General features: G+C 62.8%; 20 protein-coding genes. 14 read left to right on the top strand and 6 right to left on the bottom strand.

All coding sequences use genetic code 11. From position 1 onward, the window contains the following. Positions 1-72 precede the first annotated feature (72 nt). Positions 73-696 (bottom strand): RBBP9/YdeN family alpha/beta hydrolase, encoded by a 624-nt coding sequence (locus CTP10_RS31715; protein WP_116323402.1) that lies wholly within the window; start codon positions 694-696, stop codon positions 73-75. A gap of 536 nt (positions 697-1,232) precedes the next feature. Between CTP10_RS31715 and CTP10_RS31710 the strand changes: the two genes are divergently transcribed. Beyond that, positions 1,233-2,081, top strand: a complete 849-nt coding sequence (locus CTP10_RS31710) for a class I SAM-dependent methyltransferase (protein WP_116323403.1) — start codon at positions 1,233-1,235, stop codon at positions 2,079-2,081. A 364-nt stretch (positions 2,082-2,445) separates the two neighbouring features. After that, positions 2,446-2,979 carry a hypothetical protein gene (locus CTP10_RS31705; RefSeq protein ID WP_147316323.1) on the top strand — a complete coding sequence of 178 codons (534 nt, stop codon included), beginning with the start codon at positions 2,446-2,448 and terminating at the stop codon, positions 2,977-2,979. A gap of 240 nt (positions 2,980-3,219) precedes the next feature. On the opposite strand, the gene CTP10_RS31700 is transcribed toward CTP10_RS31705, so the two are convergent. The 3 genes from CTP10_RS31700 to CTP10_RS31690 all read right to left on the bottom strand — a co-directional run bounded on the left by CTP10_RS31700 (position 3,220) and on the right by CTP10_RS31690 (position 7,167). After that, positions 3,220-3,813 carry a hypothetical protein gene (locus CTP10_RS31700; RefSeq protein WP_116323405.1) on the bottom strand — a complete coding sequence of 198 codons (594 nt, stop codon included), beginning with the start codon at positions 3,811-3,813 and terminating at the stop codon, positions 3,220-3,222. Next, positions 3,810-5,780, bottom strand: a complete 1,971-nt coding sequence (locus CTP10_RS31695) for an alkyl/aryl-sulfatase (protein WP_116323406.1) — start codon at positions 5,778-5,780, stop codon at positions 3,810-3,812. The genes CTP10_RS31700 and CTP10_RS31695 overlap by 4 nt, the downstream gene beginning before the upstream one ends. 484 nt (positions 5,781-6,264) lie before the next feature. Then, a complete protein-coding gene (locus CTP10_RS31690; protein ID WP_334223341.1) occupies positions 6,265-7,167 on the bottom strand; it encodes a restriction endonuclease in 903 nt (300 codons plus the stop codon). A gap of 261 nt (positions 7,168-7,428) precedes the next feature. Between CTP10_RS31690 and CTP10_RS31685 the strand changes: the two genes are divergently transcribed. Both CTP10_RS31685 and CTP10_RS31680 read left to right on the top strand, forming a co-directional pair. Beyond that, positions 7,429-7,866 carry a cold-shock protein gene (locus CTP10_RS31685; protein ID WP_116323408.1) on the top strand — a complete coding sequence of 146 codons (438 nt, stop codon included), beginning with the start codon at positions 7,429-7,431 and terminating at the stop codon, positions 7,864-7,866. Positions 7,867-8,437: 571 nt separating this feature from the next. Next, positions 8,438-8,896, top strand: coding sequence for an Lrp/AsnC family transcriptional regulator (locus tag CTP10_RS31680; protein ID WP_116323418.1), 459 nt, complete (start codon positions 8,438-8,440; stop codon positions 8,894-8,896). A gap of 129 nt (positions 8,897-9,025) precedes the next feature. On the opposite strand, the gene ftrA is transcribed toward CTP10_RS31680, so the two are convergent. Together ftrA and CTP10_RS31670 are read right to left on the bottom strand one after the other, a co-directional pair. Beyond that, complete coding sequence (gene ftrA, locus CTP10_RS31675; RefSeq protein WP_116323409.1) at positions 9,026-10,036, bottom strand: transcriptional regulator FtrA; 1,011 nt, start codon at positions 10,034-10,036, stop codon at positions 9,026-9,028. Between the two features lie 184 nt (positions 10,037-10,220). Beyond that, positions 10,221-12,635 (bottom strand): molybdopterin guanine dinucleotide-containing S/N-oxide reductase, encoded by a 2,415-nt coding sequence (locus tag CTP10_RS31670; protein WP_116323410.1) that lies wholly within the window; start codon positions 12,633-12,635, stop codon positions 10,221-10,223. Positions 12,636-12,841: 206 nt separating this feature from the next. Between CTP10_RS31670 and metC the strand changes: the two genes are divergently transcribed. The 10 genes from metC (at position 12,842) to CTP10_RS31620 (ending at position 23,656) form a co-directional block, all read left to right on the top strand. Next, positions 12,842-14,071 carry a cystathionine beta-lyase gene (metC, locus tag CTP10_RS31665; RefSeq protein WP_116323411.1) on the top strand — a complete coding sequence of 410 codons (1,230 nt, stop codon included), beginning with the start codon at positions 12,842-12,844 and terminating at the stop codon, positions 14,069-14,071. A 74-nt stretch (positions 14,072-14,145) separates the two neighbouring features. Further along, positions 14,146-15,081: a 4-hydroxy-tetrahydrodipicolinate synthase family protein gene (locus CTP10_RS31660; RefSeq protein WP_116323412.1), complete on the top strand. Its 936-nt coding sequence runs from the start codon at positions 14,146-14,148 to the stop codon at positions 15,079-15,081. Between the two features lie 19 nt (positions 15,082-15,100). Continuing rightward, entirely contained in the window at positions 15,101-15,880 is a 780-nt protein-coding gene (locus CTP10_RS31655; protein ID WP_116323413.1) for an SDR family NAD(P)-dependent oxidoreductase, read from the top strand. Positions 15,881-16,086: 206 nt separating this feature from the next. Next, positions 16,087-17,022: a tripartite tricarboxylate transporter substrate binding protein gene (locus CTP10_RS31650; protein ID WP_233528439.1), complete on the top strand. Its 936-nt coding sequence runs from the start codon at positions 16,087-16,089 to the stop codon at positions 17,020-17,022. A gap of 23 nt (positions 17,023-17,045) precedes the next feature. Beyond that, positions 17,046-18,350, top strand: a complete 1,305-nt coding sequence (locus tag CTP10_RS31645) for a D-amino acid dehydrogenase (RefSeq protein ID WP_116323414.1) — start codon at positions 17,046-17,048, stop codon at positions 18,348-18,350. Positions 18,351-18,557: 207 nt separating this feature from the next. Further along, positions 18,558-19,613, top strand: a complete 1,056-nt coding sequence (locus CTP10_RS31640) for a porin (protein ID WP_116323415.1) — start codon at positions 18,558-18,560, stop codon at positions 19,611-19,613. A gap of 74 nt (positions 19,614-19,687) precedes the next feature. Then, positions 19,688-20,806, top strand: coding sequence for a Re/Si-specific NAD(P)(+) transhydrogenase subunit alpha (locus CTP10_RS31635; protein ID WP_271816124.1), 1,119 nt, complete (start codon positions 19,688-19,690; stop codon positions 20,804-20,806). A gap of 22 nt (positions 20,807-20,828) precedes the next feature. Next, positions 20,829-21,179 (top strand): NAD(P) transhydrogenase subunit alpha, encoded by a 351-nt coding sequence (locus tag CTP10_RS31630; RefSeq protein ID WP_116324098.1) that lies wholly within the window; start codon positions 20,829-20,831, stop codon positions 21,177-21,179. Beyond that, the gene (locus tag CTP10_RS31625; RefSeq protein ID WP_271816123.1) at positions 21,176-22,648 is read left to right on the top strand and encodes an NAD(P)(+) transhydrogenase (Re/Si-specific) subunit beta; all 1,473 of its coding nucleotides are present in this window, start codon (positions 21,176-21,178) and stop codon (positions 22,646-22,648) included. Before CTP10_RS31630 ends, CTP10_RS31625 begins: the two co-directional genes overlap by 4 nt. Positions 22,649-22,753: 105 nt before the next feature. Beyond that, complete coding sequence (locus tag CTP10_RS31620; RefSeq protein ID WP_116324000.1) at positions 22,754-23,656, top strand: MBL fold metallo-hydrolase; 903 nt, start codon at positions 22,754-22,756, stop codon at positions 23,654-23,656. The last annotated feature ends 297 nt before the right edge of the window (positions 23,657-23,953 follow it).

Below are 23,953 nucleotides of genomic sequence, written 5' to 3'. Positions count from 1 at the left end.
TGTCGTCTCCTTGCGAAGCCGCGCCGGTTCAATACCGTGCGCGTGCCGTGCGCGTTGTGGGTCGGGCCGCCGCTAGTGGCGGCCGGATACAGTTCTTGACGCCGCAGCGTCATGTCCCGAAAGCCGTGAGATCAGCCTGTCCGCCATTGGCCACTCGCCAAAACCGGAGGCCGGATTCAGGTGCCCCACCTGACCCAGGTCGACCAGTTCGCTGCTCCAGTCCCGCGCCAGCGCGGCGACGCGTCCAGACCTGGCAAGCGGATCATTCCGACTCGCCGCCACAATACTGGGCAATGGCAATGGCAATGGCTCGCGCGGCACCGGCAGCCAGCCCGCGGCGGACAGCGCGTCCATGGTCGGATAGCCGGCAGGCATCGGCTGCTCAAAATCAGGAGGCGCTGCCAGCAACGCACCGAGGATCGGATGGCGGTATTTGCTAGCCCAGTGGGCGACCATGACCACGCCACCGCTGTGCGCAATGATGATGGCCGGGCTCCTGACCTGCGCGAACGCGGCTTCGATCGCCTCGACACGTGACGTGCAAAACAGGTCGTCGCGGCCCATCGGCGGCACGCTGACCACCGACCGGCCCGACTCGCGCAGCCGCCTCTCCAGCAAAGTCTGCCAGTGCTGCGCAACATGGTCACGTAGTCCCGGTACGAACACCAACGTCGGCTCGCTACATGTCTTGCTCATGGGTCTCCTTCTGCGGATTCGGACGGGAAATTCCATGCCGGCCGGGGAAATGGCTAGTCAGGCGGAGGCGCAATGAGACGCGCCATTGCATGCAAGCCCAGCAAGTATCCGGGAATGACGACTACTCACTTGACAATCCGGGGCACTGGATTGACAGTTTGGGGCAGGGCACTCGATGGCCGTGGAGGTGACCCCGCTCCGCTCGCTTAAACGCGTCGCTTACTGCCACAAGCTGTCGGCTTCGCAACGGCGGTAGCCGGCCATGAAGCGTCATTCACTCGTACCATCGGTCGGGCGTTCAGACGTCGGCTCCGGCTGCAGCTTCGGTCATAGGCCGGACCCGATCAAATGGCCGCTTAACCGTTGGATGTCCAGGAAGGCGGTCACTCACTCGTGCAGTCTCCAATTGTGCGCAGAAAGTAAGCCTTCTGCGCGGAAGCCGCAAACTCCGGGGCGTTGCATAACGGGGCCCACACGATCACTTGCGCAATACAATGCTCCTGTACAAGCGGCGGTGGGCCTGAGTGAGTCTCCATATGACCGACAAGAGAGTGAACTCCAATCTTCGCAATACCTGGGAGTCGGCAGCACCCGGCTGGGCGAAGTGGGAGCATGTGTTCGCCACCAATCTTGCGGGCGCCACGGACACGCTCATCGATATGGCCGGTATCCGGCCGGGCATGCGCGTTCTCGATCTGGCTTGCGGTGCCGGCAGCCAAAGCATCCAGGCAGCGATACGAGTGGGTGCCAGCGGCGAGGTGGTCGCCAGTGATATATCGGGCACCATGCTGGAGCATGTCCGCCAAAATGCCGCTCGCGCCGGTCTTCAGAATATCCAAACGCTGGAATGCGCAGCAGATGAATTGGACGGGACATTGGCCCCGTTCGACGCGGCGATGTGCCGATTGGGATTGATGCTTTTTCCGTCACCTAGAGAAGCATTGAAAGCTGTCCGAAGCGCACTCAAGCCTGGCGCGCGTTTCGCGGCGCTGGTTTTCACGACGCCGGCCAACAATCCCTTTATGGCTCAGCCGATGGCGATCCTTCTACGCCACGCGGGCAAGTCTCCTCCTGCGCCCGGACAACCTGGAATCTTCGCACTGGGAGGCGATGGCGTGATGGAACGCCTGATCAACGACAGCGGTCTTGGCGATGTGAAAACACAGCACCTTCGAGCGCAGCTCGTCTTGCCGAGCGCGTCCGATGCTCTGCAACTGATGCAGGAAGCCGCCGGGGCATACCGGGCCGTGGTAGCGGACCTCGACGTCGCTGCAAGACTGAGGGCCTGGAGCGATGTTTATGAATGCCTGAAGCAGTTCGACGTCGGTGAAGGCTTTAAGACCGAGCTTGAACTTATCATCGGGTCGGGCGCCAAGCCAGGATAGTTTTCGCCCGTTGTAGACTGAGGTGTCGGCGTACGCGCGAATTGCGCTGCGGATTCAACAAGCCGATGCAGATCGGCAGAAAGTGAGTCCTGTCTGCGCTTCCGAGTTTTTAGGTGTGAGCGAATGACGGCTCAACGACGATGGACGGCCGTTCCAGACACGAAGACTTGATTGACGGCGAAGGGCCGCTTTGAGCCCCCCACCCGCCACCGGATTCCCGGCTCAATTGCAGGGGGCCTCTCTCCAGCATTAGGTGCGCTGCGCCACAAAACCACTTCCTCCGAGGGGGGCGGCTAATCCGGCGCCTTGCCCTATATTGCCTTGGCTACCAGGCTGCGGCCTTCGTGACTCAGGACCAACTGCTATGAAAAGAAGATTCCTGTTTGCCGCCGTTCTCATGTGTTCGTTGCAGGCGATCGCGGGATGGACAGATGGCAATGGACGCCCGGTGCCGGATAGTGACGCTCGCAAGTCCTCAGGTGATTTTGGCGTACAACTTGTGTTGACAGGCGATGCCAAGATGTTTCGGGACACGTGGAACCGCCCGGGCACGCCCATCCTCCCCACCACGAAGGCCGTAAAACGGGGGGAGTCGGTGAGCACCATGCTCCTGTTCGCTGGATGTAAGCCTGGTAAGGACGGACGATGTAATGTGGAGGTGAAATACCGCCTGATCTCACCCAACGGTTCGAGCGACAACTTTGGTACAACCCTGGTCTCTCGTCGAGCGGCACCGAAGCGCGGAATCACGGAGCTGGGGGATTCCGTCGTGACCCTAGAGTTCACCCGCGAAGAACCCGCAGGAAGGTATGTATTCGTTGCCACGGTCACGGATCGCGTTGCCAGCAAGACAATCGAAGTCTCAGCGCAGGTGACAGCCAAGGACAAATGGATTTAGAGAGAGGTCCTGAAGCGCTAGTCGTTATGGTTACGCTGAACAAACTGGGTGAATGGCCCGTCAGAAAGGGATGAAGGCCAATGCCGGCCAGTTTCTGTCTCTCAGGCACGAATTGTGGATGGCAGATGTATCGCTGATTGCGGTCGTTCGTCGTCGTGTCATGCCATACAGGTGCGCATATGCGACGGATTTCGCTGGGGCGACCGGGGCGCAAGACAGTCCCCGGTCCACGAACTCAAACTAGAGCCGGTGAGACAGCACGTGACTCGCCAGGGCGGCAACGCCCGGCTTTGCAAACTGGGCCGCCAGCATTGTTTCCACCCGCATGCGGTTCGCTGGGTCACCTGTCACGACAATCAGTCCGCTGTCCAATGCTTGCTTCCAGCCGATCCGCCCGTCCAGCAGGCCACGCAGCACCTGTTCGCCCGTCACCACGACGACATCGCCGTCGGCCGGACCCGCGTCATGATCCGCATGGAGGTCTGCCTTGCGTTGGCTTGCCAGGGCGTAGCGCGTCCAGAGCCTCGATTCGATCAGCAGCAGCGAGGTGGGCGGCAGCTTTACCCTGACCGACGCCAGCCGCTGTTCCAGCAGGTGCGCGGTGACGTCGGCTCGCAAGCGCGCTTCGGCGCCAGTCAGGCTTTCCGGGGGCGCCAGCGCGCCCGCCCTTAACGCATCGTTCATCGCGAAGGCGACGCCGATCGAGGCCGGGTGCGCGGCGCCGACTTCGTCGCCGAGGACAAAGTCGGATCCGCACGCGGCAACCGGCCCCGGCGCGAGGGCCAGCCAGCCGGCGGCCAGCATCACCATCAGGGCGTTCGGCTTGGTCTTCATGGCGTCACGATGTTGAACCAGAACGGGAAGGAATCCAGCAGGCCGAGGAACTCCCCCAGCGCCTCGCGTCGGCCTTCCACTTTCATGTCGCCCTTCGCGATGGCGTTTTCGATCGTCGTTTCCTTGAGCTGGATGGCATCGAGCGTCGCCTTCGACATCGTGATCTTCGCGTCCGCCTGCGGCAACGGCTTGCCGTAGTTCAGGACCGCATTCTCCACCGCCAGGCCGTATTGCTTCTTCAAGTCAGTGAAGTCGAGATTGAGCGCGATCTTCTTTCCCGCAGCCTTCGGGCCATTCAGGCGCACCGAGAGATAGTCGAACAGCATTTCAGGCGGCATTGCCTTGATCGTGTCCGGGCTGGCAACGTCGGTGCCGCCTGCCTTTGGCACGCCATTGCGCAACTCATACGCCCCCATCAAATACACGCCGCGCCATGGGCCACTTTCCGCCTGATAGCCGAGTTGCTCGAGCGAATCGGCGAGCAGGTCCTTGCCTGCCTTGCTGTTCGGGTTGGCGAAGACCACGTGCTTGAGCGCTTCGGCAGTCCAGCGATAGTCGCCCTTGTCGAAATCGGCCTTGGCGCGGCGCAGGATCGCGGCCTCGCCGCCCATGTACTCCACGTATTTCTTCGCGGCCATTTCCGGCGGCAGATTGTTCAGGTCCGACGGATTGCCGTCATACCAACCCATGTACCGTTGATAGACTGCCCGCGAATTGTGGCGCAGCGTGCCGTAATAGCCGCGGTTCGGCCAGAACTTGTCGAGCTCTGGCGGCAGCTTGATCATTTCCGATATCTCTTCACCGGTATAGCCCTTGTTCATCAGGTTGACCGACTGGTCATGCGTGTACTTGTAGAGGTCGCGCTGCTTCTTCCAGTAGTCGATGATCTTGGCATTACCCCACATCGGCCAATGGTGAGCCTGGAACTTGAAGTCCACGTCCTTGCCGTACGTGTCGATGGTCTCGTTCAGGTAGCTCGACCATTTCAGCGCATCGCGCACCTGGGCACCGCGCAGCGTCAGGATGTTGTGCATGGTGTTGGTCGTGTTTTCCGCCATCCACATGCCCTTGAACTGCGGGAAGAACGTATTCATTTCCGCCGGCGCCTCGGTGCCCGGCGTCATCTGGAATACCATCTTCACGCCATCCACGGTGACTTCGGTTCCGGTCTTGCTGATGATGTCGGAAGGAACAATCAAGCCTGCGGTGCCGGTCGAAACTGTCTGCCCCAGCCCGCCGTTCACACCGCCGCGGTCATTGCGTGGCAGGAGCGCACCATACATGTACACGGCACGACGGCCCATCGCGTTGCCGGCAATGACGTTCTCGCTGACGGCATGCTCGGTAAAGCCTTCGGGTGCGAAGATCTTGATCTTGCCCGATTTCACATCGGCCTCGTTGACGACGCCGCGCACGCCACCGTAGTGATCGATGTGCGAATGGCTGTACACCACCGCCACTACGGGCCGTGAACCAAGGTGTTTGGTCACGAATTCGTAGGCCGCCTTGGCCGTTTCCTCCGAGATCAGCGGATCCAGTACGATCCACCCGGTATTCCCCTGGACAAAGGTCACATTGGAGAGATCGAAGCCGCGGACCTGGTAGATGCGATCCGAGACCTTGAATAGACCGTGCTGCATAGTCAGTTGGGCGTTTCGCCACAAGCTGGGGTTGACGGTGTCCGGCGCGGGCTTGTCGATCCCAATGTATTGTTTGTATGCTTCGAGATCCCAGACCACGTCGCCCTTGGCGTTGCGAATCGTCAGCGTGTCCGGCTTGGCAACCAGACCGCGTTGCGCGTCTTCGAAATCGGATTTGTCGTTGAACGGCAGCTCGTTCAGCAGGGCGGCATTCGCGGCCTTTGTCGCTGCTGTGGCAGGCTTGCCGCCTATCGGCTGAGCCTGGGCCCAACCAGAGGATGACCACGTCATGGCAATCGCAGTGGCTAAAACGAATGCGGCCTTCATCGCTATCTCTCCGGAAATGTTGGTCCTGCGGATCGCTTAGATACTTGCCGGCTCAACTAAGCGTGCAAAGTGCATCGATGCTCCCTTATCGAGGGTCGCGACAGAAGTGAATATTTTTTTGCGCGCCTGAAATGATTTGATCGCGCTCGCTGGATGCGCGCACCAAGAAGCACTTTCTCCAGCAGATGACCTCGACGAAAAATCGATCCTTGACGGCTGACAGACACCGTAGAGCAGCCGCTGGGAGTTGGAAAATTCAATGGCAGAGAAGGGTCGGGAAGAGCCTACCGGATGGGGCGGCAGGTCCTTGCCGGCGTCCGCGCTGCTCTGCCTCTCCAGTGATGAAGACCTGGCTCTGGCGATGCCGAGAATTACCTTGCAAGCTAAAGCACCGTGTCGGTATCAAGGAGAGAATCGGCGCTCGAGCCTGTCGGAAAACCAGCCTTCCCTGGGGATCGCTGCGGATGATTGATCGAGCCGGTGCTTAGACGTTGCGGGACAGCCTGACCTTGCATCCGGGATAGTTTTGGCAACCCCAGAATGTGCCGGCTGGCCCTTTCCGCTCAACCATCTTAACCCCACAGGCCGCGCATGTCGGCGTTCGGTAGTCGTCCCGAAACGCCTGCTTCAGCAACGTCGCTTGCTTGTACTGATCGAGCGCGCAGATCCGCTCGACGATGGCCGCACCGTCAAGTAATTGAATGCCGGCTCGCTCTGCCGACTCCTTTACCGGCCGCCCGACATAGCCAGACAACGACCAGAAAACGCCCCGACGCACCTTGTGTTCGTGCATGACGCCGGCAAGTGCGCGGACCTGTTCCACCTTCACCGGCTTACTCCATGCTTTGCATTGGACCACGGCCACGGGAACATCCAGGCCAGCCTTGTACAAAGTAGCATCGATGCCGCCATCGGGCCCATGGGGGACGGTCTTGACCGCGAACCCCATCGCCTCGTAGTACCCAACACAAAGTAGCTCAAATCGCTTCCACTCCAACTGCTTGAGGGCATCCAGCGTCCAGCTATTGATTTCTGGCTTCTCCGGTACGGGTACTGTCCGCGCTGGCGGGCCAGCGGCCTCCTTTGACTTGGCGGATTCACTGGAGGACCGGGGTGACTTGGGCGGCGAGGACGGTCGGCTCGTGCGGAAGCGCCGAGCCCTGATTGGGACTTCTTGCTTGCTGGTCCCTGCCCTACCTCGCGCACGGATGTATGACAGCACACCCAGGAAGCCGAACATGGCGGCGGGAACCCAGGCTAACGACTGGCTTAACACGGAAATGCCCGTCAACAACGGCCTCGACGCGAATATCGCTGGCACGACCGCGCGAAACACAATGTAGGCACCCACGGCCAGCGCGGCGGATACCCACCACGGCGCATCCATCAACACCTCGCTAAGCGAGGGCTCCTTTCTCCTGCGACCCATTTCTCTACCTGTTGTTGTTCTTCATCTCATGCGGCGCCATCCCGCCATCGGCAATCTACCTGATCTGATATACACGGCGGGTTGCAACAGGCCAACACCCCACCAACTACGGGTGGCCAAGCAGCCGGCCTATACCCTGGTGAGTTCACGGATTTCGCCATAGTTTCGCTTGACGGCATCCCTTAAACTGGATCCTTCGCGCAACACTAGACGAAAACCATGAGAAAAGCAGGTCAGGTCAAGACGTGGCATGCCGACAAGGGCTTTGGCTTTATCGACGTCCACGCGGACACGAAAGATGTGTTCTTTCACATCACCGCGCTACAGACACGGGCCGTGACGCCGACGCCTGGCGACCGCGTGAGCTTCGAGCTCGGCAAAGGCCGGGACGGCCGGATACAAGCCCTGAGCGTTGCCATCGTCGGTGCACCGAAGGCGCAGTCAGGCGTGAGTCTTTGGCCAGTGTTCGCGGGTCTCGCGGCGTTGGGGCTCATCGCCGGCGGCGCCCTGGCGGGTTATTTCCCGCGACAGGCCGGCATGGTCAGCCTCCTGGCCAGCCTTATCACGTTCTTCGCTTATGCAGACGACAAGACGCGGGCCAGCCGGAATACCTGGCTCCCCCCTGTTTGCGAGTCCGGCGAAACGCAACGGCAGTAGCCCGCTGCCAGTTTCCGCCGCTCCGAGCCAGCTTTCCCGATATGAAGGGATTCTCACCGCGCAACCTCAAATAAATGCGCCACCGCCCTAGCTGAGACAAGGCCCGACGTCGAATTTGTGCAGCAGCCTGCTGCATGCTTCAGCTCTGTACCTCGCTAAAGTGAATAATACGCATCTTTCAAATGGCATGCCGCTCAAGCACTCGCCCACGGTTGGTCCCGCAAGGCGTTTGGTGATGCAGATAGAGACCCGATTGCATGAGCGCGAAGGTCAGGCCGTCCTTGGATGCTGATCGCGCACAGGATTGAACTAGACCCTACCCGAGCCCAAGAGACGAACCGGGCTGCCGCAGTCCACGTGGCTAACTTTGGCGAGATATGGACGTAAATTGTCATTCATGCCACTAGTTCGTTCAAGCCGCGCTCCCTATCCTGTGCTCGGTGGATCGTGGCCCGACAGGGACATAGTCCGCCCAGAAACTTCAACTTACTGTGAGATAGAAATTGAAAGACAAGCTACTGATGCTCCGCGCCGATTTTACTCAAGCCTCGGACACAGCCAGCTAATGGGCATGGACCGCTACGACAAACAAATCCTTGACATCCTGCAGGAAGACGCCACTGTCTCCGTAACGGAAATTGGGGACCGCGTCGGCCTGACCTCGACGCCGTGCTGGCGCCGCATCCAAAAGCTGGAAGAGGCCGGCATCATTCGCAAACGGGTTGCATTGCTGGACGCAGACGCGTTGAACGCCGGTGTCACAGTCTTTGTCTCAGTGCGTACCAGCCAGCACAACCTGAAATGGATCAAGCTGTTCCATGGATTGGTGGCATCGATCCCGGAGGTGACCGAGTTTTACCGGATGGCCGGCGACACCGATTACCTGCTGCGCGTGGTAGTACCGGATATCGCGGCCTATGATCGCGTTTATAAGAAGCTGATCCAAGGGGCGGAGCTTGCCGATGTTAGCTCCAGCTTTGCGATGGAACAGATCAAGTACACCACTGCGCTACCATTGGATTACGCGTAAGCGGGCACCGGTCATCCTGGACTGGCGAAGGAACCTACTATCTCACGCGTACAGGTGGCTCGGTTGGATGGACACCCCGTGCCACCATAAAAGAGCGCAATGGCAACTGGGATCCGCCATTGGCCGGAATCAATGCAGCGCAGATGTACTGAAATGTCGTCTGTAGTGTCCGGGACTTGTTCCGAGCCGGGTCCGGAAGTGATTGCGCAACGTGGCTGCGGCGCCGAACCCCACTTGCACCGCGATGTCATCCACGGATGCATCGGTCTCTTCGAGCAACACCTTCGCTCGGCTTAAACGCTCTATCAGCAACCACTCGCCAGGCGGCATACCCATCATACTGACAAAGTGCCGCTGGAACGTGCGGGCACTCATTGCGGCTTGCCTTGCCATCCTGGCAATCGGCCAGTCTTCGTCCAATGTTGCGCGCACCGCGTCCACCAAGGGGGCCAACGAAGCATTGCTGCGCTTCGAGACCGGCTCGGCAATGTACTGGGCTTGGCCGCCTTCACGGTGTGGCGGCATGACAAGTCGGCGTGCGACCTGATTGGCCGCGCGAGGGCCAAAGTCCCGGCGGATCAGATGCAGGCACAGATCGATTCCTGCTGCGCTTCCGGCCGACGTCAGGACATCGCCGGCATCGACGTAGAGGACATCTGCCTCCACCCGAATTTCCGGATATCGCTCCGCTAGTGTTGCCGCGTGACGCCAGTGCGTCGTCGCGCGCTTACCGTCGAGCAATCCTGCGGCGGCCAATACAAAGGCCCCCGTGCAGATCGACATGATTCTCGCCCCTCGCTTGTTCGCCTTTCGCAAAGCGCGGCAGAGATCCGGCGGCACAACCGCTTCAATATCCCGCCAGCCCGGGATGATGATCGTCTTCGCCTTCGACAGAAGTTCAAGGCCACCGTCAGCCTGTACTTGGATGCCACCCGGCCCGCGCAACGTCCCGAACTCGGCCGAACACGTCGCAAAGCGATACCACGTGCTTCCCATTTCCGGTCTGGGCAAACCGAACACTTCAACGGCGCAGCCGTATTCAAAGAGGCTCAGGCCGTCGTAGACGACGACTGCGACAAGTCCCCCATTGGCGCCTGATTTGGATTCGTTTCTTGGCACGATGCAGATAGAAATAGGCATTGATGCCATCTCGCCAGATTTTGCGCCCTCTGCCTCGCGTCTCGCAAGTGTGGAAACGGGTCAGTTTGACAGTGCCGGGAGCACGCCAGCCTGCTCGCAGGCGCTGTGGACATCATGCGGCGCACCTTGGCATGATCGAGACGAAAAGTGTCGTTCGTGCCACTGGTGCGTTAAACGCTCGCTCCTATCCATTGCTTGGTGGATCGGCGGTCAGACTTTTTTCGCGAGACTCCATGTGCTTCGAGAAATGGTCTTCACCCCGGCTTGTGCCGGTCAACGGCGACACCGGCGGCGCGTCGAAGGCACGAACCTCCGGCGGTTCTCCGTTGGACCACGGCGCGATCTCGACCAGTGCGGAATGCGCGCTGCACCCTTGGGCCAGGCGGGACGTGCCGCGGTCCATTGTCAGGACGTTGGGATTGCCGTGGCGCTCAAGCGAACTGTTGCTCGCATCGAACCAGGCGCCGGTCGACATCACTACGACTCCTCGTATCAGCGTATCGTCCAGACGAGCGCCGGCCAGGCATGCCCCGCGCTCATTGAACACACGCACAATATCGTTCTGCACAATGCCGCGCTCTGCCGCGTCCATCGGATGCATATGGATCGCCTGCCGGCCTCCAATCTTCATGGACATGGAGTGGCTACCCGCGTCCAGCTGGGAGTGCAGCTTGTCCGCCGGCTGGGACGTGATGAGGTGCAAAGGCCAGCGCTGGGCTGCGGCATCTCCAAGCCATTCGGCAGGTGGCAGCCAGGACGGATGAGGAGGACAATCCTGATAGCCGAATTCTCCAATGCGCCGGGAGTAGAGCTCGATCTTTCCGCTGGGTGTGCTCAGGGGACTGCCCTGTGGATCGGCACGGAAGTCCGAGAACAGCACGAACGGCGTGCCCGGCTCCGGCAAGCCGGTGTACCCCTGCTCCCAGAACTGTTCAAACGGCGGCGCTTCGAAGCCTGCCTCGGCCCAGCGTTCCACCATGCTGTTGTAGATATGGCGAATCCATGCGAATTCGTCGCGGCCTTCCGTAAACGCGACTTCGCAGCCGGCGCGCAATGCCAGGTCTCGATAGATGTCGAAGTCGTTGCGGCTGCTGTACTGGGGCGGTAGCGCCTGATGCATCGCCAGCACGTACCGGTCTCTTGACGAGCCCCCGATGTCGTTGCGCTCCAGCGTCGTGGTGGCCGGCAGAACGATGTCCGCGCGCCGCGCGGTCGGCGTCCACCAGCTGTCGTGCACCACGATAGTCTCCGGCACTTGCCAGGCGCGCGCGAACCTGTTCAGGTCCTGATGGTGGTGGAACGGGTTGCCGCCGGCCCAGTACACCATGCGGATATCCGGATAGATGCCTTCGCGGCCGTTGAAGTCGTAGCGCTGCCCTGGATGGAGGAGCATGTCCGAAATACGCGCGACGGGGATGCTGCTGCGCGCGGGATTGGCACCCGCGCCCATCTCCGGCGCCGCAACGTCGGGCCTGGGCGTTCCGGCGCCGTTGATGGAGCCATGCCCGAACGCAAAGCCACCGCCCGGCAGCCCGATCTGCCCCAACATCGACGCCAGCGCGATGCTGGCCCAGTACGGCTGTTCGCCATGATGCGCGCGCTGCAACGACCACGTGCAATTCAGCATCGTGCGCTGCCGGGCGGCTTCCGTGGCCAGTTCGATGATGGTCCCGGCCGGCACCGCGCAGATCGATTCCGCCCAGCGGGCGTCCTTGGCCCGGCCATCGTCGCGGCCAAGCAGATAGGCCGCGAACGCGTCAAAGCCCTCGCAATGGCTCGACAGAAAATCCGCGGCGTGCAGGCCGCGCGTCAGCAGGGTGTGCGCGATGCCAAGCATCAGCGCGGTGTCGGTGTTAGGCCGGATCGGCACCCATCGGGCCTGCAGGCCGTCGGGTATGTCAGCGCGCGTCGGGCTGACCACAACGAATTTCACTCCCGAGCGCTTTGCACGTTCTATCCACTCTTGCGAGCTGTGCGCACCCGCGCCGCCGGAAGTGATCTGGGTGTTGCGCAAGGGCAGACCGCCAAAGGCGATGAACAGCTCCGTGTGTTCAAGAACGCTGCGCCAGTCGGTTACTCTTCCCGTGACTGGCTTGTAGGTGCCGATCACATGGGGCAGCAGGAACTGCGCAGCGCCCCAACTGTAGTTGCCCGCCTGCGTGGTGCAACCCCCGCCTGCGAACAAGAAGCGGTGCGTCAGCGTGCGGGCATGATGCAGGCGCCCGGCGGAGGACCATCCGTAGGAACCGCCAAAGACGGATGCGTCGCCATGGTCGGCACGCACCCGTGCCAGCTCGCCGGCCACCAGGTCCAGCGCGGTGTCCCAATCCACCTCGACGAACTCATCGTTGCCCCGCTCGCTGCGCTCCGCGTTTTCGCGCTTGCGCAGCCAGCCGCGCCGCACCGAAGGGCGGTGGATGCGCAGGGGCGAATGCACCATGCCCGGCATGGATTGCAGGATCGGTGAAGGTGCGCTGTCGCAGGGAAACGGCTCGCACGCGACGAGTCTTCCGCCTTCTACGATCGCCGTATATGCACCCCAGTGCGAAAGCGTGGGAAAGCGGCTGCGAGTATCGGCTGCAGCAAGCTTCGTTGTCATGTTGGTCTCCTCCACCGGAATACAGACGCCCGCTACGGGCGGCGCAAGCACCCAATGTTGGGCGGGCCGCGCGAGCATTTTTTTCTCTTTTGGACGGGATACTTCAGTGGAATGAGATGAATTTTCTCCGTACGCATCCCTAAGCTGATCGACATTCCAGCGGCGATCACCACACGAATGCCGCACCGCTCAGCTACGGAGATCCGATGAAAGAAAGCACTCAGTTAGTTTGCGCTGGCCGCCACCCGGAGCGGTTCGGCGGGGTCGTCAACACGCCGATCTTCAGGGCATCGACCATTCTTGCCGGGTCGATGGCCGAATGGGAGGAAATGAAGCGCGCCCGCGCCGCGGAAGAGCCTGGCGCGACGACCTACGGCCGCTATGGCACGCCCACCATCCACGCGCTGGAAGAAGCCGTTGCCGCGCTGGAAGGCGGATACCGGTCGCTGGTGTTTCCGTCCGGCCTCGCGGCGATCAGCACCGCGCTGACGGCGCTGCTGTCGGCCGGTGACCACGTGCTGATCACCGACAGCGCCTATTCGCCAACACGCGCTTTCCTGGAGCGCGTCCTGACGCGGTTCGGCGTCGAAGTCGAGACCTACGATCCCACCGGCGGCACGCCGATCGAGTCATTGCTGCGGCTCAACACGCGTGTCGTATACGTCGAATCACCGGGGTCGGAGACGTTTGAGATTCAAGACATAGCGGCCATTTCGGCCGCCGCACATCGACATGACGCCGTCGTGGTCATGGACAACACGTGGGGAACTCCGCTCTTCTTCAAGCCTTTCGCCCACGGCGTCGACGTTTCGATCCAGGCCGCCACCAAATACATCGTCGGACATTCCGATGCCATGCTCGGCGTGGTCACGTGCAATCGGGATACCTGGCCGCTGATCAAGCAGACTACGCAGGACATGGGACAGACCGCGGGGCCGGACGACGTCTACCTGGCACTGCGCGGCCTGCGCACGATGGCGGTGCGGCTCCAGCGCCACTGGGAATCCGGGCTGCGCGTCGCCCAATGGCTGGAGCGCCAGCCGCAGGTCGAGGCAGTGCTGCATCCCGCCCTGCCGTCCCATCCCGGCCACGTGCTGTGGAAGCGCGACTTCACCGGTGCCTGCGGCCTGTTTTCCGTAGTGTTGCGCACGAACTCGAAAGCATCGCTCGCCGCCTTCATCGACACACTGGAGCACTTTGGCCTGGGGGTTTCCTGGGGCGGCTATGAAAGCCTCGCCATCCCATTCACGCCGGGAAAGAACTGCACCGGCGCGCGCTGGCCGCATCAAGGGCAGGCCGTGCGCCTGCATGTGGGTCTCGAAGACCCGCAAGACCTCATCGACGATCTCCAGCGCGGCTTGATGGCGCTTTCCGCGCATGAATCCAGCCTGGAGGCCTTGCAGGACGCCCAGGCCGACCAGGCTTGCCCGACCTGAACGACAACGCAGCCTAAAGCCGGGTGTTCCCGGCACTTACCCCTCCCCTACACGAATCCACAACGGAGACAGACATGAGCAAGATGAAGATTGAAGGGTCCTTTGTTGCCCTGATCACCCCCTTTTCCAAGGACGGCAGCCCGGACTTCGGCGCCTTTCGCGAACTGCTGGATTTCCAGGAACGCCACGGCACCTCGGCGGTGCTGATCATGGGATCCACAGGCGAGGTCTCGATGCTCTCGCAAAAAGAGCGCGAGGCCATCATCGTGGAAACCGCGAAGATGAAGACCGGCAAGATGAAGCTGTTCTATGGATGCACGGGTAACAACACCCAGACCACCAAGGATTACCTGCGCTTTGCCAGGGCCAATGGCGCGGATGGCGCCATCATCGCCGCGCCCGCCTACATCTGCGCGCCGGAGGCCGATATCGAAAGCTACTTCCTGGAAGTGGCCGACGAGACCGACCTGCCCCTCGGCATCTACAACAACCCGCCGCGCGTGAAGACCGACCTGCATTGGGACAGCCTGCTGCGCATCTTCAAGCATCCCAACTATGTCGTCCACAAGGAGTCCACGACGCGCGTGGGACAGGTAGCGCAAGTGCTGCGCGGCGCGCCGGATGTCTCCGTGATGTGCTGCGACTCGCCCAACCTTGGCCTGGTCGTTCCAACCATGAGCCTGGGTGGCCATGGCACCGCGAACATGACCGGCAATATCGCCCCGGCGGAGCTGACGCAGATCTCCCGTCCGTGGACATCCCCCGACACCGCGGCCAGCTTCCACCGGGCCTACCTGCAGAACCTGCAGTTGTTGCACTACGCCTACTCGGCCATCAACCCGGTCGCGATCAAGTCGCTGATGAAGGCGGTGGGCCTGCCTTCGGGCGAACTGCGCAAGCCGCTCACCGGCCTGGAAGGCGAGCCCCTGCTGCGCGGCCTGCGCGTCATCAAGGAGCTCGAACTCGACCGGAAGTACGGCTGGTCGTCGCCGATGCTCAAGGCCGTTTGAACCGAACCGGGAGCGATCAATGGACCTCGGCATTGCAGGGCGCCATGCACTCGTCTTCGGCGGGAGCAAGGGCATGGGGCGCGCTTGCGCGCACCAACTGGCGGCGGAAGGCGTGAAGGTATACATCGCCGCCCGCACGGAAAGCACGCTGGCCGCGGCGGCAGCGGAAATCGGCGCCGCGACGGGTGGTGATGTCCGCTACGTGGTCGCGGACATCACCACGGACGAGGGGCGCGTCGCCGCGCTGGCGGCATGCCCTGCCCCGGACATCCTGGTCAACAACGCGGATGGCGCCCCGCCCGGTGATTTTCGCCAGTGGACACCGGCAGACTGGCACGCCGCGATCGATGCCATGATGATCGGGCCGATCGACATGATCCGGCGCACCGTTGACGGCATGATCGAACGCCGCTTCGGCCGCATCGTGAATATCGTCTCGCGCAGCGTGAAGACGCCGCAGCTGGAACTGGGCCTGTCCAATGGCGCTCGCTCTGGCCTCGTCGGCTTCGTCGCAGGGCTTGCGCGCCAGACGGTTCGCCACAATGTCACGATCAACAACCTGCTCCCGGGCGTGTTTGCGACCGATGCCCAGCGCCACCACATCGAAGGCATGCTCGAATCGACCGGCAAGAGCTTCGAGCAACTCTGGAACGAACGCGGCGCCAACAACCCGGCCGGCCGCTATGGCCGGCCGGAAGAGCTTGGCGCACTCTGCGCCTTCATCTGCTCCGGACACGCGAGCTATATCTGCGGTCAGAACATCCTGATCGACGGTGCAGCTTACCCCGGCACCTTCTGAGCCACCAGCTTCTCCGAAGCCATCCTAAGGCAGCGCCGCACGCCGCACCCCACGTCATCGCTCGCGATGGCGCTGCCTTCCCCTGTCCAGCAAGTTACGTTGATCCGGCTATGCAACCACGCCCCCTCACCCAGATCCGTTCCGACCACATGCCCCTCGTACGCATGGGCATCTTCCTCCTATCTTTCGTGACATCCGCAGGCGTCGTGAAAGCGGAATCCAGGCCTGACAGCGCCTACCCCGTTCGTACGATCACCATCGTCGTGCCGCATGCGCCTGGCGGCTCGGTGGACGGCCTTGCGCGCGTGTTCGCGATGAAGCTCGGCCAGGAGCTGAAGCAGACCGTCATTGTCGACAACCGGCCGGGCGCATCGGGCCTTGTCGGGGCCGGCATTGTCGCCCGCGCGCCGGCTGACGGCTACACCCTCTATATCAACGCCTCGATCCACAACATCAATCCGATGCTCTATCGGAAGACTATCAAGTTCGATGCGGTCAAGGATTTCACGGCGGTCAGCATGCTCGCGCAAGGCGCGCTGATCTTTAGCGTGAATCCGCAGGTGCCGGCAAACTCGCCGCAAGCATTGGCGCGCGCCGTGAAAGCCAACCCCAAGCAGTACAACTTCGCGACCAGCGGCAACGGCTCCGCCGGCCACCTGGCCCTGTCCCAGTTCATGTATGACAGCGGCATCGCGGACCTGCAGGTGCCCATTGCCCTGTACAAGGGCGGCGGTCCGGCGCTGACCGACCTCATGAGCGGCCAGGCCCAGGGGATGATGGATCCCATGCTCTCGTCGCTGCCCGGGGTCAAGGCCGGCAAGCTGCGCGCGATCGCGGTGACCGGGCGCACGCGCAGCCCGTTGTTGCCGGATGTCCCGACCATGCAGGAAGCGGGCTTCAAGAACTTCGAGTTCTATTCCTGGTACGGCCTGTGGGCGCCGGCCAGGCTGCCCGATGGGATCAGGAAGAAGCTCGACAGCGCCTCGGCGAAGATCATGTCGTCGCCAGACATCAAGGATCGCCTGAACGGACTGGGATTCGAGAGCGCCTACAAGGATGGCGGCGAATTCGAGCAATACATCGACAGCGAAACCAGGCGCTATCGCGCGATCATCGATCGTGCACACATCACGGCCGATTGAATCCTTGGAACGGGGCAGCAGACATGCGCGTACTAGTGCTTGGCGCCGGCGTCGCCGGCATATCCGCCGCCTACCACCTGTGGCGCGATGGCCATGAGGTGACCGTGCTGGAGCGGCAAACGGGGCCGGGGATGGGATCGAGCTTCGGCAACGCAGGGGGCCTTTGCCCCGGCTTTGCCGGGCCGTGGGCGTCGCCGGGCATGCCGTACAAGGTGCTGCGCATGGCTCTGCAAAGGCATGCGCCGGTGCGCTTTTCGATGATGCCGGATGCCGAGCGCCTACGCTGGCTCGTCAAATGGCTCAAGGAATGCAATGCGGAGCGCTTTGGCATCAACAAGGCACGCATGCAGCGCATGGCGCACTACAGCATGCGCTGCATGCAAGCCTTGCGTGACGAAGTGCCGGAGTTCAACTTCGGCTTTCACCGCGACGGCACGCTGCAACTGCTCGAGACCGACCAGGAAGTCGAACTGGCACAGCTGGCCACGCGCACACTCAGCCAGTTCCAGGTGCCATGGCGAATGATGGGGCGCGACGAAGCCATGGCGCTCGAACCATCGCTGCGGGCGTCTGCTACAGCATGGCAAGGCGCACTGCATCTGCCAGACGATGCGTCAGGCGACAGCGCAAAGTTCTGCGCCGGCCTTGCCAGCTATCTTGCCCGTCGCGGCGTGTCGTTTCAGTACGGTGCTTCGGCAACCCGCCTCGTCCATGCGCACGGCCGCCTTCGCAGCGTCGAGATCACGCATGGCGGGCAGACGGATCAGCGCCAGGCCGATGCCTGCGTGGTGGCGCTCGGCTGCCAGGCGCCCGCGCTACTCGCTACTGCAGGCCTGCGGATCCCGATCTATCCGCTCAAGGGCTATTCGATCACGATCCCCATTGCCGACACCGGGGCTGCACCGCGCATGGCGATCATGGACGAGCATAACAAGATCATGCTGACTCGCCTGGGCGACAAGTTGCGCGTCGCGGGAATGGCCGAGTTCGTCGGATACGACCTGTCAGTGCGCCGGGTCCGCACGGAACTGCTGTCGGCACTGACGCGACGGCTCTTTCCACGCGGGCTCGACTATGCCGCGGCCACGTCGTGGGCCGGCCTTCGTCCAATGACACCGGACGGGCCGCCCATCCTCGGCGCGACACCGCTGCAGGGCCTCTACCTGAATGCTGGCCACGGCTCCAATGGCTGGACACAGGCATGCGGCACCGGCCGGCTTGTTGCCGACGCGGTCACCGGCAGGCCGCCGGAGATCGACATGGACGGACTGACCGTGGAGCGCTTCGGCATGCACCGCGCCGGATGCGCGCCGGCTCGCGTGGGCTGATCCATTCACTTACACGGCCGCCGCTGCCGGCGGCCCCGTTCGCGCCGAGTGCCATCGGCGTGGATGGCAGCGCCTGCGTGACACGCACGGCCGCCCGCTGAACCGCCTTAGCCGCATCGCCAGTTATCGCCGCATCGCCCGTGCCCGGGCGGTGGCGCGCGCTGCCCTGCGCGGGCAGCAACTCGAACATACCTACGGAGGAGAACGATGAAAACATCAGGAAAGTGCGCCATCGCGGCGTCAATGGGGTGCCTGCTTGCCGCGACGGCACAGGCGCAGTCGAACGTCACGCTGTATGGCGTCATGGATGCCGGCGTGGAGTATGTCAGCCATGCCGGTACGAATGGCTCGGGGTCTGCATACCGGGTCACCTCCGGAAACACTGCGGCATCGCGGTGGGGCATGCGGGGCAAGGAGGCGCTGGGCGCGGACATGAGCGCGATCTTTGTGCTGGAGAGCGGGTTCCTGACGGACACCGGCATGGCCGGATTTGGCGGCCGCCTGTTCGGCCGGCAGGCATTCGTCGGTATCGCGGGGCCTTGGGGCCAGGTCACGCTCGGGCGCCAGAACAATATCCTGTTCGATTTTTTTATCCCCTTTGACGCAAACCGCTATGCGCCGTACTCAGTGCTTGCCCACGATGCGCAGTTCGCGGGTCGGGCCGACAATGCCATCAAGTACACGGGCAACTTCGGCGAACTGACTATCAGCGGGCTGTACAGCGCCGGCTACGACTCGACCATTGCCAATGGCGGCGAAGTCCCCGGCGCGCCTCGCGTGGGCCAGGAGATCGGTGCCGGCGCCTCATATACCGTCGGCAAGTTTGGACTGGCCGTTGCCTATGACCAGCGCCGCGGCACATCCACGGCCACGGCAGGCAACATTGAACGCCGCTACGCAGCAGGACTTCTCTATACCAGCGGCCCCTTCACGGCCGAGGCCGGATACCGGTTCCTGCAGAACGGACTGGGCGCGCCCGCCAGCCGCTCCCATCTCTACTGGCTGGGCGGTGCTTACGCGGCAAGACCAGCACTGACGCTGCGCGCCGGTATCTACCGGACGGATAACCGTGACTCGGCTGACGACGCCACCAGCTACGTGCTGCAGGCCGCGTACAACCTGTCGAAGCGCACGGAGCTTTATGTCAACGCGTCCTACATGGACAACGCGGGCCGCTCGACGCTGGGCGTGGCGAGTGCGACCAAGGTCGCGCCAGGCGTCGGACAGACCGGCCTGGCAGCGGGCATGAAGCATATTTTCTAGTCTCACACGCGGGGTGCGGTAGATATTCCCGGCCGCCGCGGCCCAACATCGATCATTCATCCAAGGAGACAGAGATGTACATAGGTATCCCGCGCGAGACGCGGGCCGGCGAGACTCGCGTCGCCGCCACCCCCGAGACGGTCAAGAAGTATGTGGCCCAGGGCCACAAGGTGGTCGTCCAGGCCGGCGCCGGCGTTCGTGCCAGCCAGCCCGACGGCGCGTATGAAGCGGTCGGCGCCACCATTGGCACTGCCGCCGAAGCGCTGGGAGCACAGCTGGTGCTCAAGGTGCGCGCGCCGGACGACGCGGAACTGGCACAGATGAAGCCGGGGGCCGTACTGGTGGGCATGCTCAATCCCTTCGATGCCGAGAACAACGCGCGCATGGCGGCAGCCAACGTGACCGCCTTCGCGCTCGAGGCCGCACCGCGCACCACGCGCGCGCAGAGCATGGACGTGCTCTCGTCGCAGGCCAATATCGCCGGCTACAAGGCCGTGCTGGTGGCCGCGCACCACTACCAGCGCTTCATGCCGATGCTCATGACCGCCGCCGGCACCGTCAAGGCCGCGCGCGTGCTGATCCTCGGCGCCGGCGTGGCCGGCCTGCAGGCGATCGCCACCGCCAAGCGGCTGGGCGCGGTGATCGAAGCGTCCGACGTGCGCCCCGCGGTCAAGGAGCAGATCGAATCGCTCGGCGGCAAGTTCCTCGACGTGCCGTTCCTGACCGACGAAGAGCGCGAGATCGCGCAAGGCGTGGGCGGCTATGCGCGCCCGATGCCGCCGGACTGGATGAAGCGCCAGGCCGAGCTGGTGCACCAGCGCGCGATCCAGGCCGACATCGTCATCACCACCGCGCTGATCCCGGGCCGCAAGGCGCCGGTGCTGCTGCAGGAAGCGACCGTGCAGCAGATGAAGCCGGGCTCGGTGGTGGTCGACCTGGCCGCCGCGCAGGGTGGCAACTGCCCGCTGACGGTGGCCGACGAAGTGGTCGAGCGCCACGGCGTCATCCTCATCGGCCATACCAACCTGGCCAGCATGGTGGCGGCCGACGCCTCGGCGCTCTACGCGCGCAACGTGCTCGACTTCCTCAAGCTGCTGATCGACAAGGACGGCAAGCTCGCGATCAACCCCGACGACGACATCGTCGCGGCCTGCCTGATGACGCGGCGCGAGCAACTGGCGCTGGCCAGCTGAACCGGCAATCTAGGAGATATCGATGGAAATGGTTAGCCACACGGTGATCAACCTGATCATCTTTGTACTGGCGATCTACGTGGGCTACCACGTAGTCTGGACGGTCACCCCCGCGCTGCACACGCCGTTGATGGCGGTGACCAACGCGATCTCGGCCATCATCATCGTCGGCGCCATGCTCGCCGCGGGCCTGACCGAAGGCTACGTTGGCCGCGCCATGGGCACGCTGGCGGTAGCACTGGCCGCGGTCAATGTGTTCGGCGGCTTCCTGGTCACGCAACGCATGCTGGAGATGTTCAGGAAGAAGCCTCCCAGGGCGCAGGCTGAAGCCAAGGGGCAGCCTGGCGGCAAGCTGGCGGAGGTGGCGCAATGAATGGCCTGTCGATGAATATGGTGACGCTGTCCTACCTGGGCGCGTCGGTCTGCTTTATCCAGGCGCTCAAGGGGCTGTCACACCCGACCACGGCGCGGCGCGGCAATGTCTTCGGCATGGCCGGCATGGTGGTCGCGGCGCTTACCACGGTGGCGCTGATCTTCAAGCTGAAGGGCGAACTGCTGTCCGGCGGGGCGGACCCGTCCGCGCCGGGCACCGGCCTGGCGCTGATCCTGGCCGCGCTGGTGGTGGGCGGCGGCATCGGCGCCTATGTGGCAAAGAAAGTCCAGATGACCAAGATGCCGGAACTGGTGGCGGCGATGCACTCGCTGATCGGCCTGGCGGCGGTGTTCATTTCGGTCGCGGCAGTGGCGGAGCCCGCGGCGTTCGGCATCACGGCTGCCGGTTCGCATGACATCCCGCTGGGCAATCGCATCGAGCTGTTCATCGGCTGCTTCGTCGGTGCCATCACCTTCTCCGGTTCGGTGATCGCCTTCGGCAAGCTGGCCGGGCGCTACAAGTTCCGCCTGTTCCAGGGCGCGCCGGTGGTGTTCGCCGGCCAGCACTGGCTGAACCTGCTGCTGGCGGTGGCGATGGTGGGCTTTGGCATTGCGTTCTTCCTGACGCAGGACTGGCTGCCGTTCCTGGTCATGCTGGTGATTGCCTTCGTGCTGGGCGTGCTGATCATCATCCCGATCGGCGGCGCCGACATGCCGGTGGTGGTGTCGATGCTGAACTCGTACTCGGGCTGGGCGGCGGCGGGCATCGGCTTCTCGCTGAACAACCCGATGCTGATCATCGCCGGCTCGCTGGTGGGATCGTCCGGTGCCATCCTGTCGTACATCATGTGCCGGGCGATGAACCGCTCGTTCTTCAACGTGATCCTCGGGGGCTTCGGCAGCGACGCCGCCGCCGCGAGCGGCCCGGCAGGGCAGGCCCAGCGCAACGTGAAATCGGGTTCGGCCGACGACGCCGCCTTCCTGATGGGCAATGCGGAGACGGTCATTATTGTCCCGGGCTACGGCCTGGCAGTCGCGCGGGCCCAGCATGCGCTCAAGGAACTGACCGAAGCGCTCACGGAAAAGGGCGTGACCGTGAAATACGCGATCCACCCGGTGGCGGGCCGCATGCCGGGCCACATGAACGTGCTGCTGGCCGAGGCCGAGGTGCCGTACGACCAGGTCTTCGAGATGGAAGACATCAACAGCGAGTTTGGCCAGGCCGACGTGGTGCTGGTGCTGGGCGCCAACGACGTGGTCAACCCGGCGGCCAAAACCGATCCCAAGTCGCCGATCGCCGGCATGCCGATCCTGGAGGCGTACAAGGCCAAGACCATCATCGTCAACAAGCGCTCGATGGCCGCCGGCTATGCCGGCCTGGACAACGAGCTGTTCTACATGGACAAGACCATGATGGTGTTCGGCGACGCCAAGAAGGTGGTCGAGGACACGTTCAAGGCACTTGCATAGATCCCCGACCGCTTTTGCGCTCAACGTAAGCAGACTGCTGAAAACGCCGGCATTGCGCCGGCACACCGAGATGCCGTTTCACGGCGCTCCGATCACAAGCCCACGATGACACCAGCCCAAAATTCCTCGTCGTCTATGGAAGTCGACGCCTTCTTCGACCCCGATACCGGGACCCTAAGCTACATTTTGCTCGATAGCTCCAGCCGGCAATGCGCCCTTATCGACAGCGTGCTCGACTACGACCCGAAGTCCGGCCGCACCCGCACCACCAGCGCCGACCGGTTGGTAGCGCGCGTGCAGGAACTGGATGCGACCGTGCAATGGATTCTCGAAACTCATGTCCATGCCGACCATCTCTCGGCCGCGCCATATCTAAAGCGGCGACTCGGCGGACAGACTGCCATTGGGAACCAGATCACCACAGTACAGAAGGTCTTCGGCAAGCTGTTCAATGCCGGTCCGGAATTCTCGCGCGAGGGGGGGCAGTTCGATCGGCTACTGAACGATGGCGATAAATTTGCCATCGGTAGCCTGCAGGCGCGGGCGATGCACACGCCCGGCCACACACCGGCCTGCATGACCTATGTGATCGGCGACAGCGACGGCCACGAGATCGCAGCCTTCGTCGGCGACACACTGTTCATGCCCGACTATGGTACCGCCCGCTGCGACTTTCCGGGCGGCGATGCAGGCACTCTTTACCGTTCCATCGGCAAGTTGCTGACCCTCCCGCCGGAGACTTGCCTTTACATGTGCCACGACTACAAGCCTGACGGCCGGGAACTACGCTACGTGACCACGGTAGCAGACGAGCGCGCGAACAACATCCATGTGCGCGATGGCATCCCGGCGGAGGAATTTGTCGCGATGCGCGAGGCGCGGGATGCCACGTTACCGATGCCCGCGCTGATCCTCCCCTCAGTGCAGGTCAACATGCGCGCCGGTGAATTCCCAACGCCAGAATCCAACGGCGTGCGCTATCTAAAAATTCCACTCGACGCGCCATGAACAGGAAGGCTTTCGCCAGCGCCGTAGCGTCTTGAAAAAAATGAAAGGGACCAGCTGCCCTCACCCCGCTGACCTTTGGGGTAAAACCTAGGAAGGGACATCCGGTCTTCAATAAGCACAACGTTTTCGAACCATATTGCTGCGCCCTGCGAAGGCTGGAACTTGGAGCCAGTCCACGCGCGGCGAGTCTGGAGGGCAGCGGCAGCTTCCGGCAGTCGGGAAGAGCCGGCCGGCACCGCGCTCACTCGGCGGATGCCGAGCCAGGCGTTAGTTTTGCCGCGCGGTAGCAGATAGCTG

This window comes from Cupriavidus sp. P-10 (genome assembly GCF_003402535.2).
Lineage (GTDB): Bacteria > Pseudomonadota > Gammaproteobacteria > Burkholderiales > Burkholderiaceae > Cupriavidus.
The sequence above is the reverse complement of the archived record's forward strand: the minus strand, read 5'-3'. Positions and strand labels throughout refer to the sequence as shown.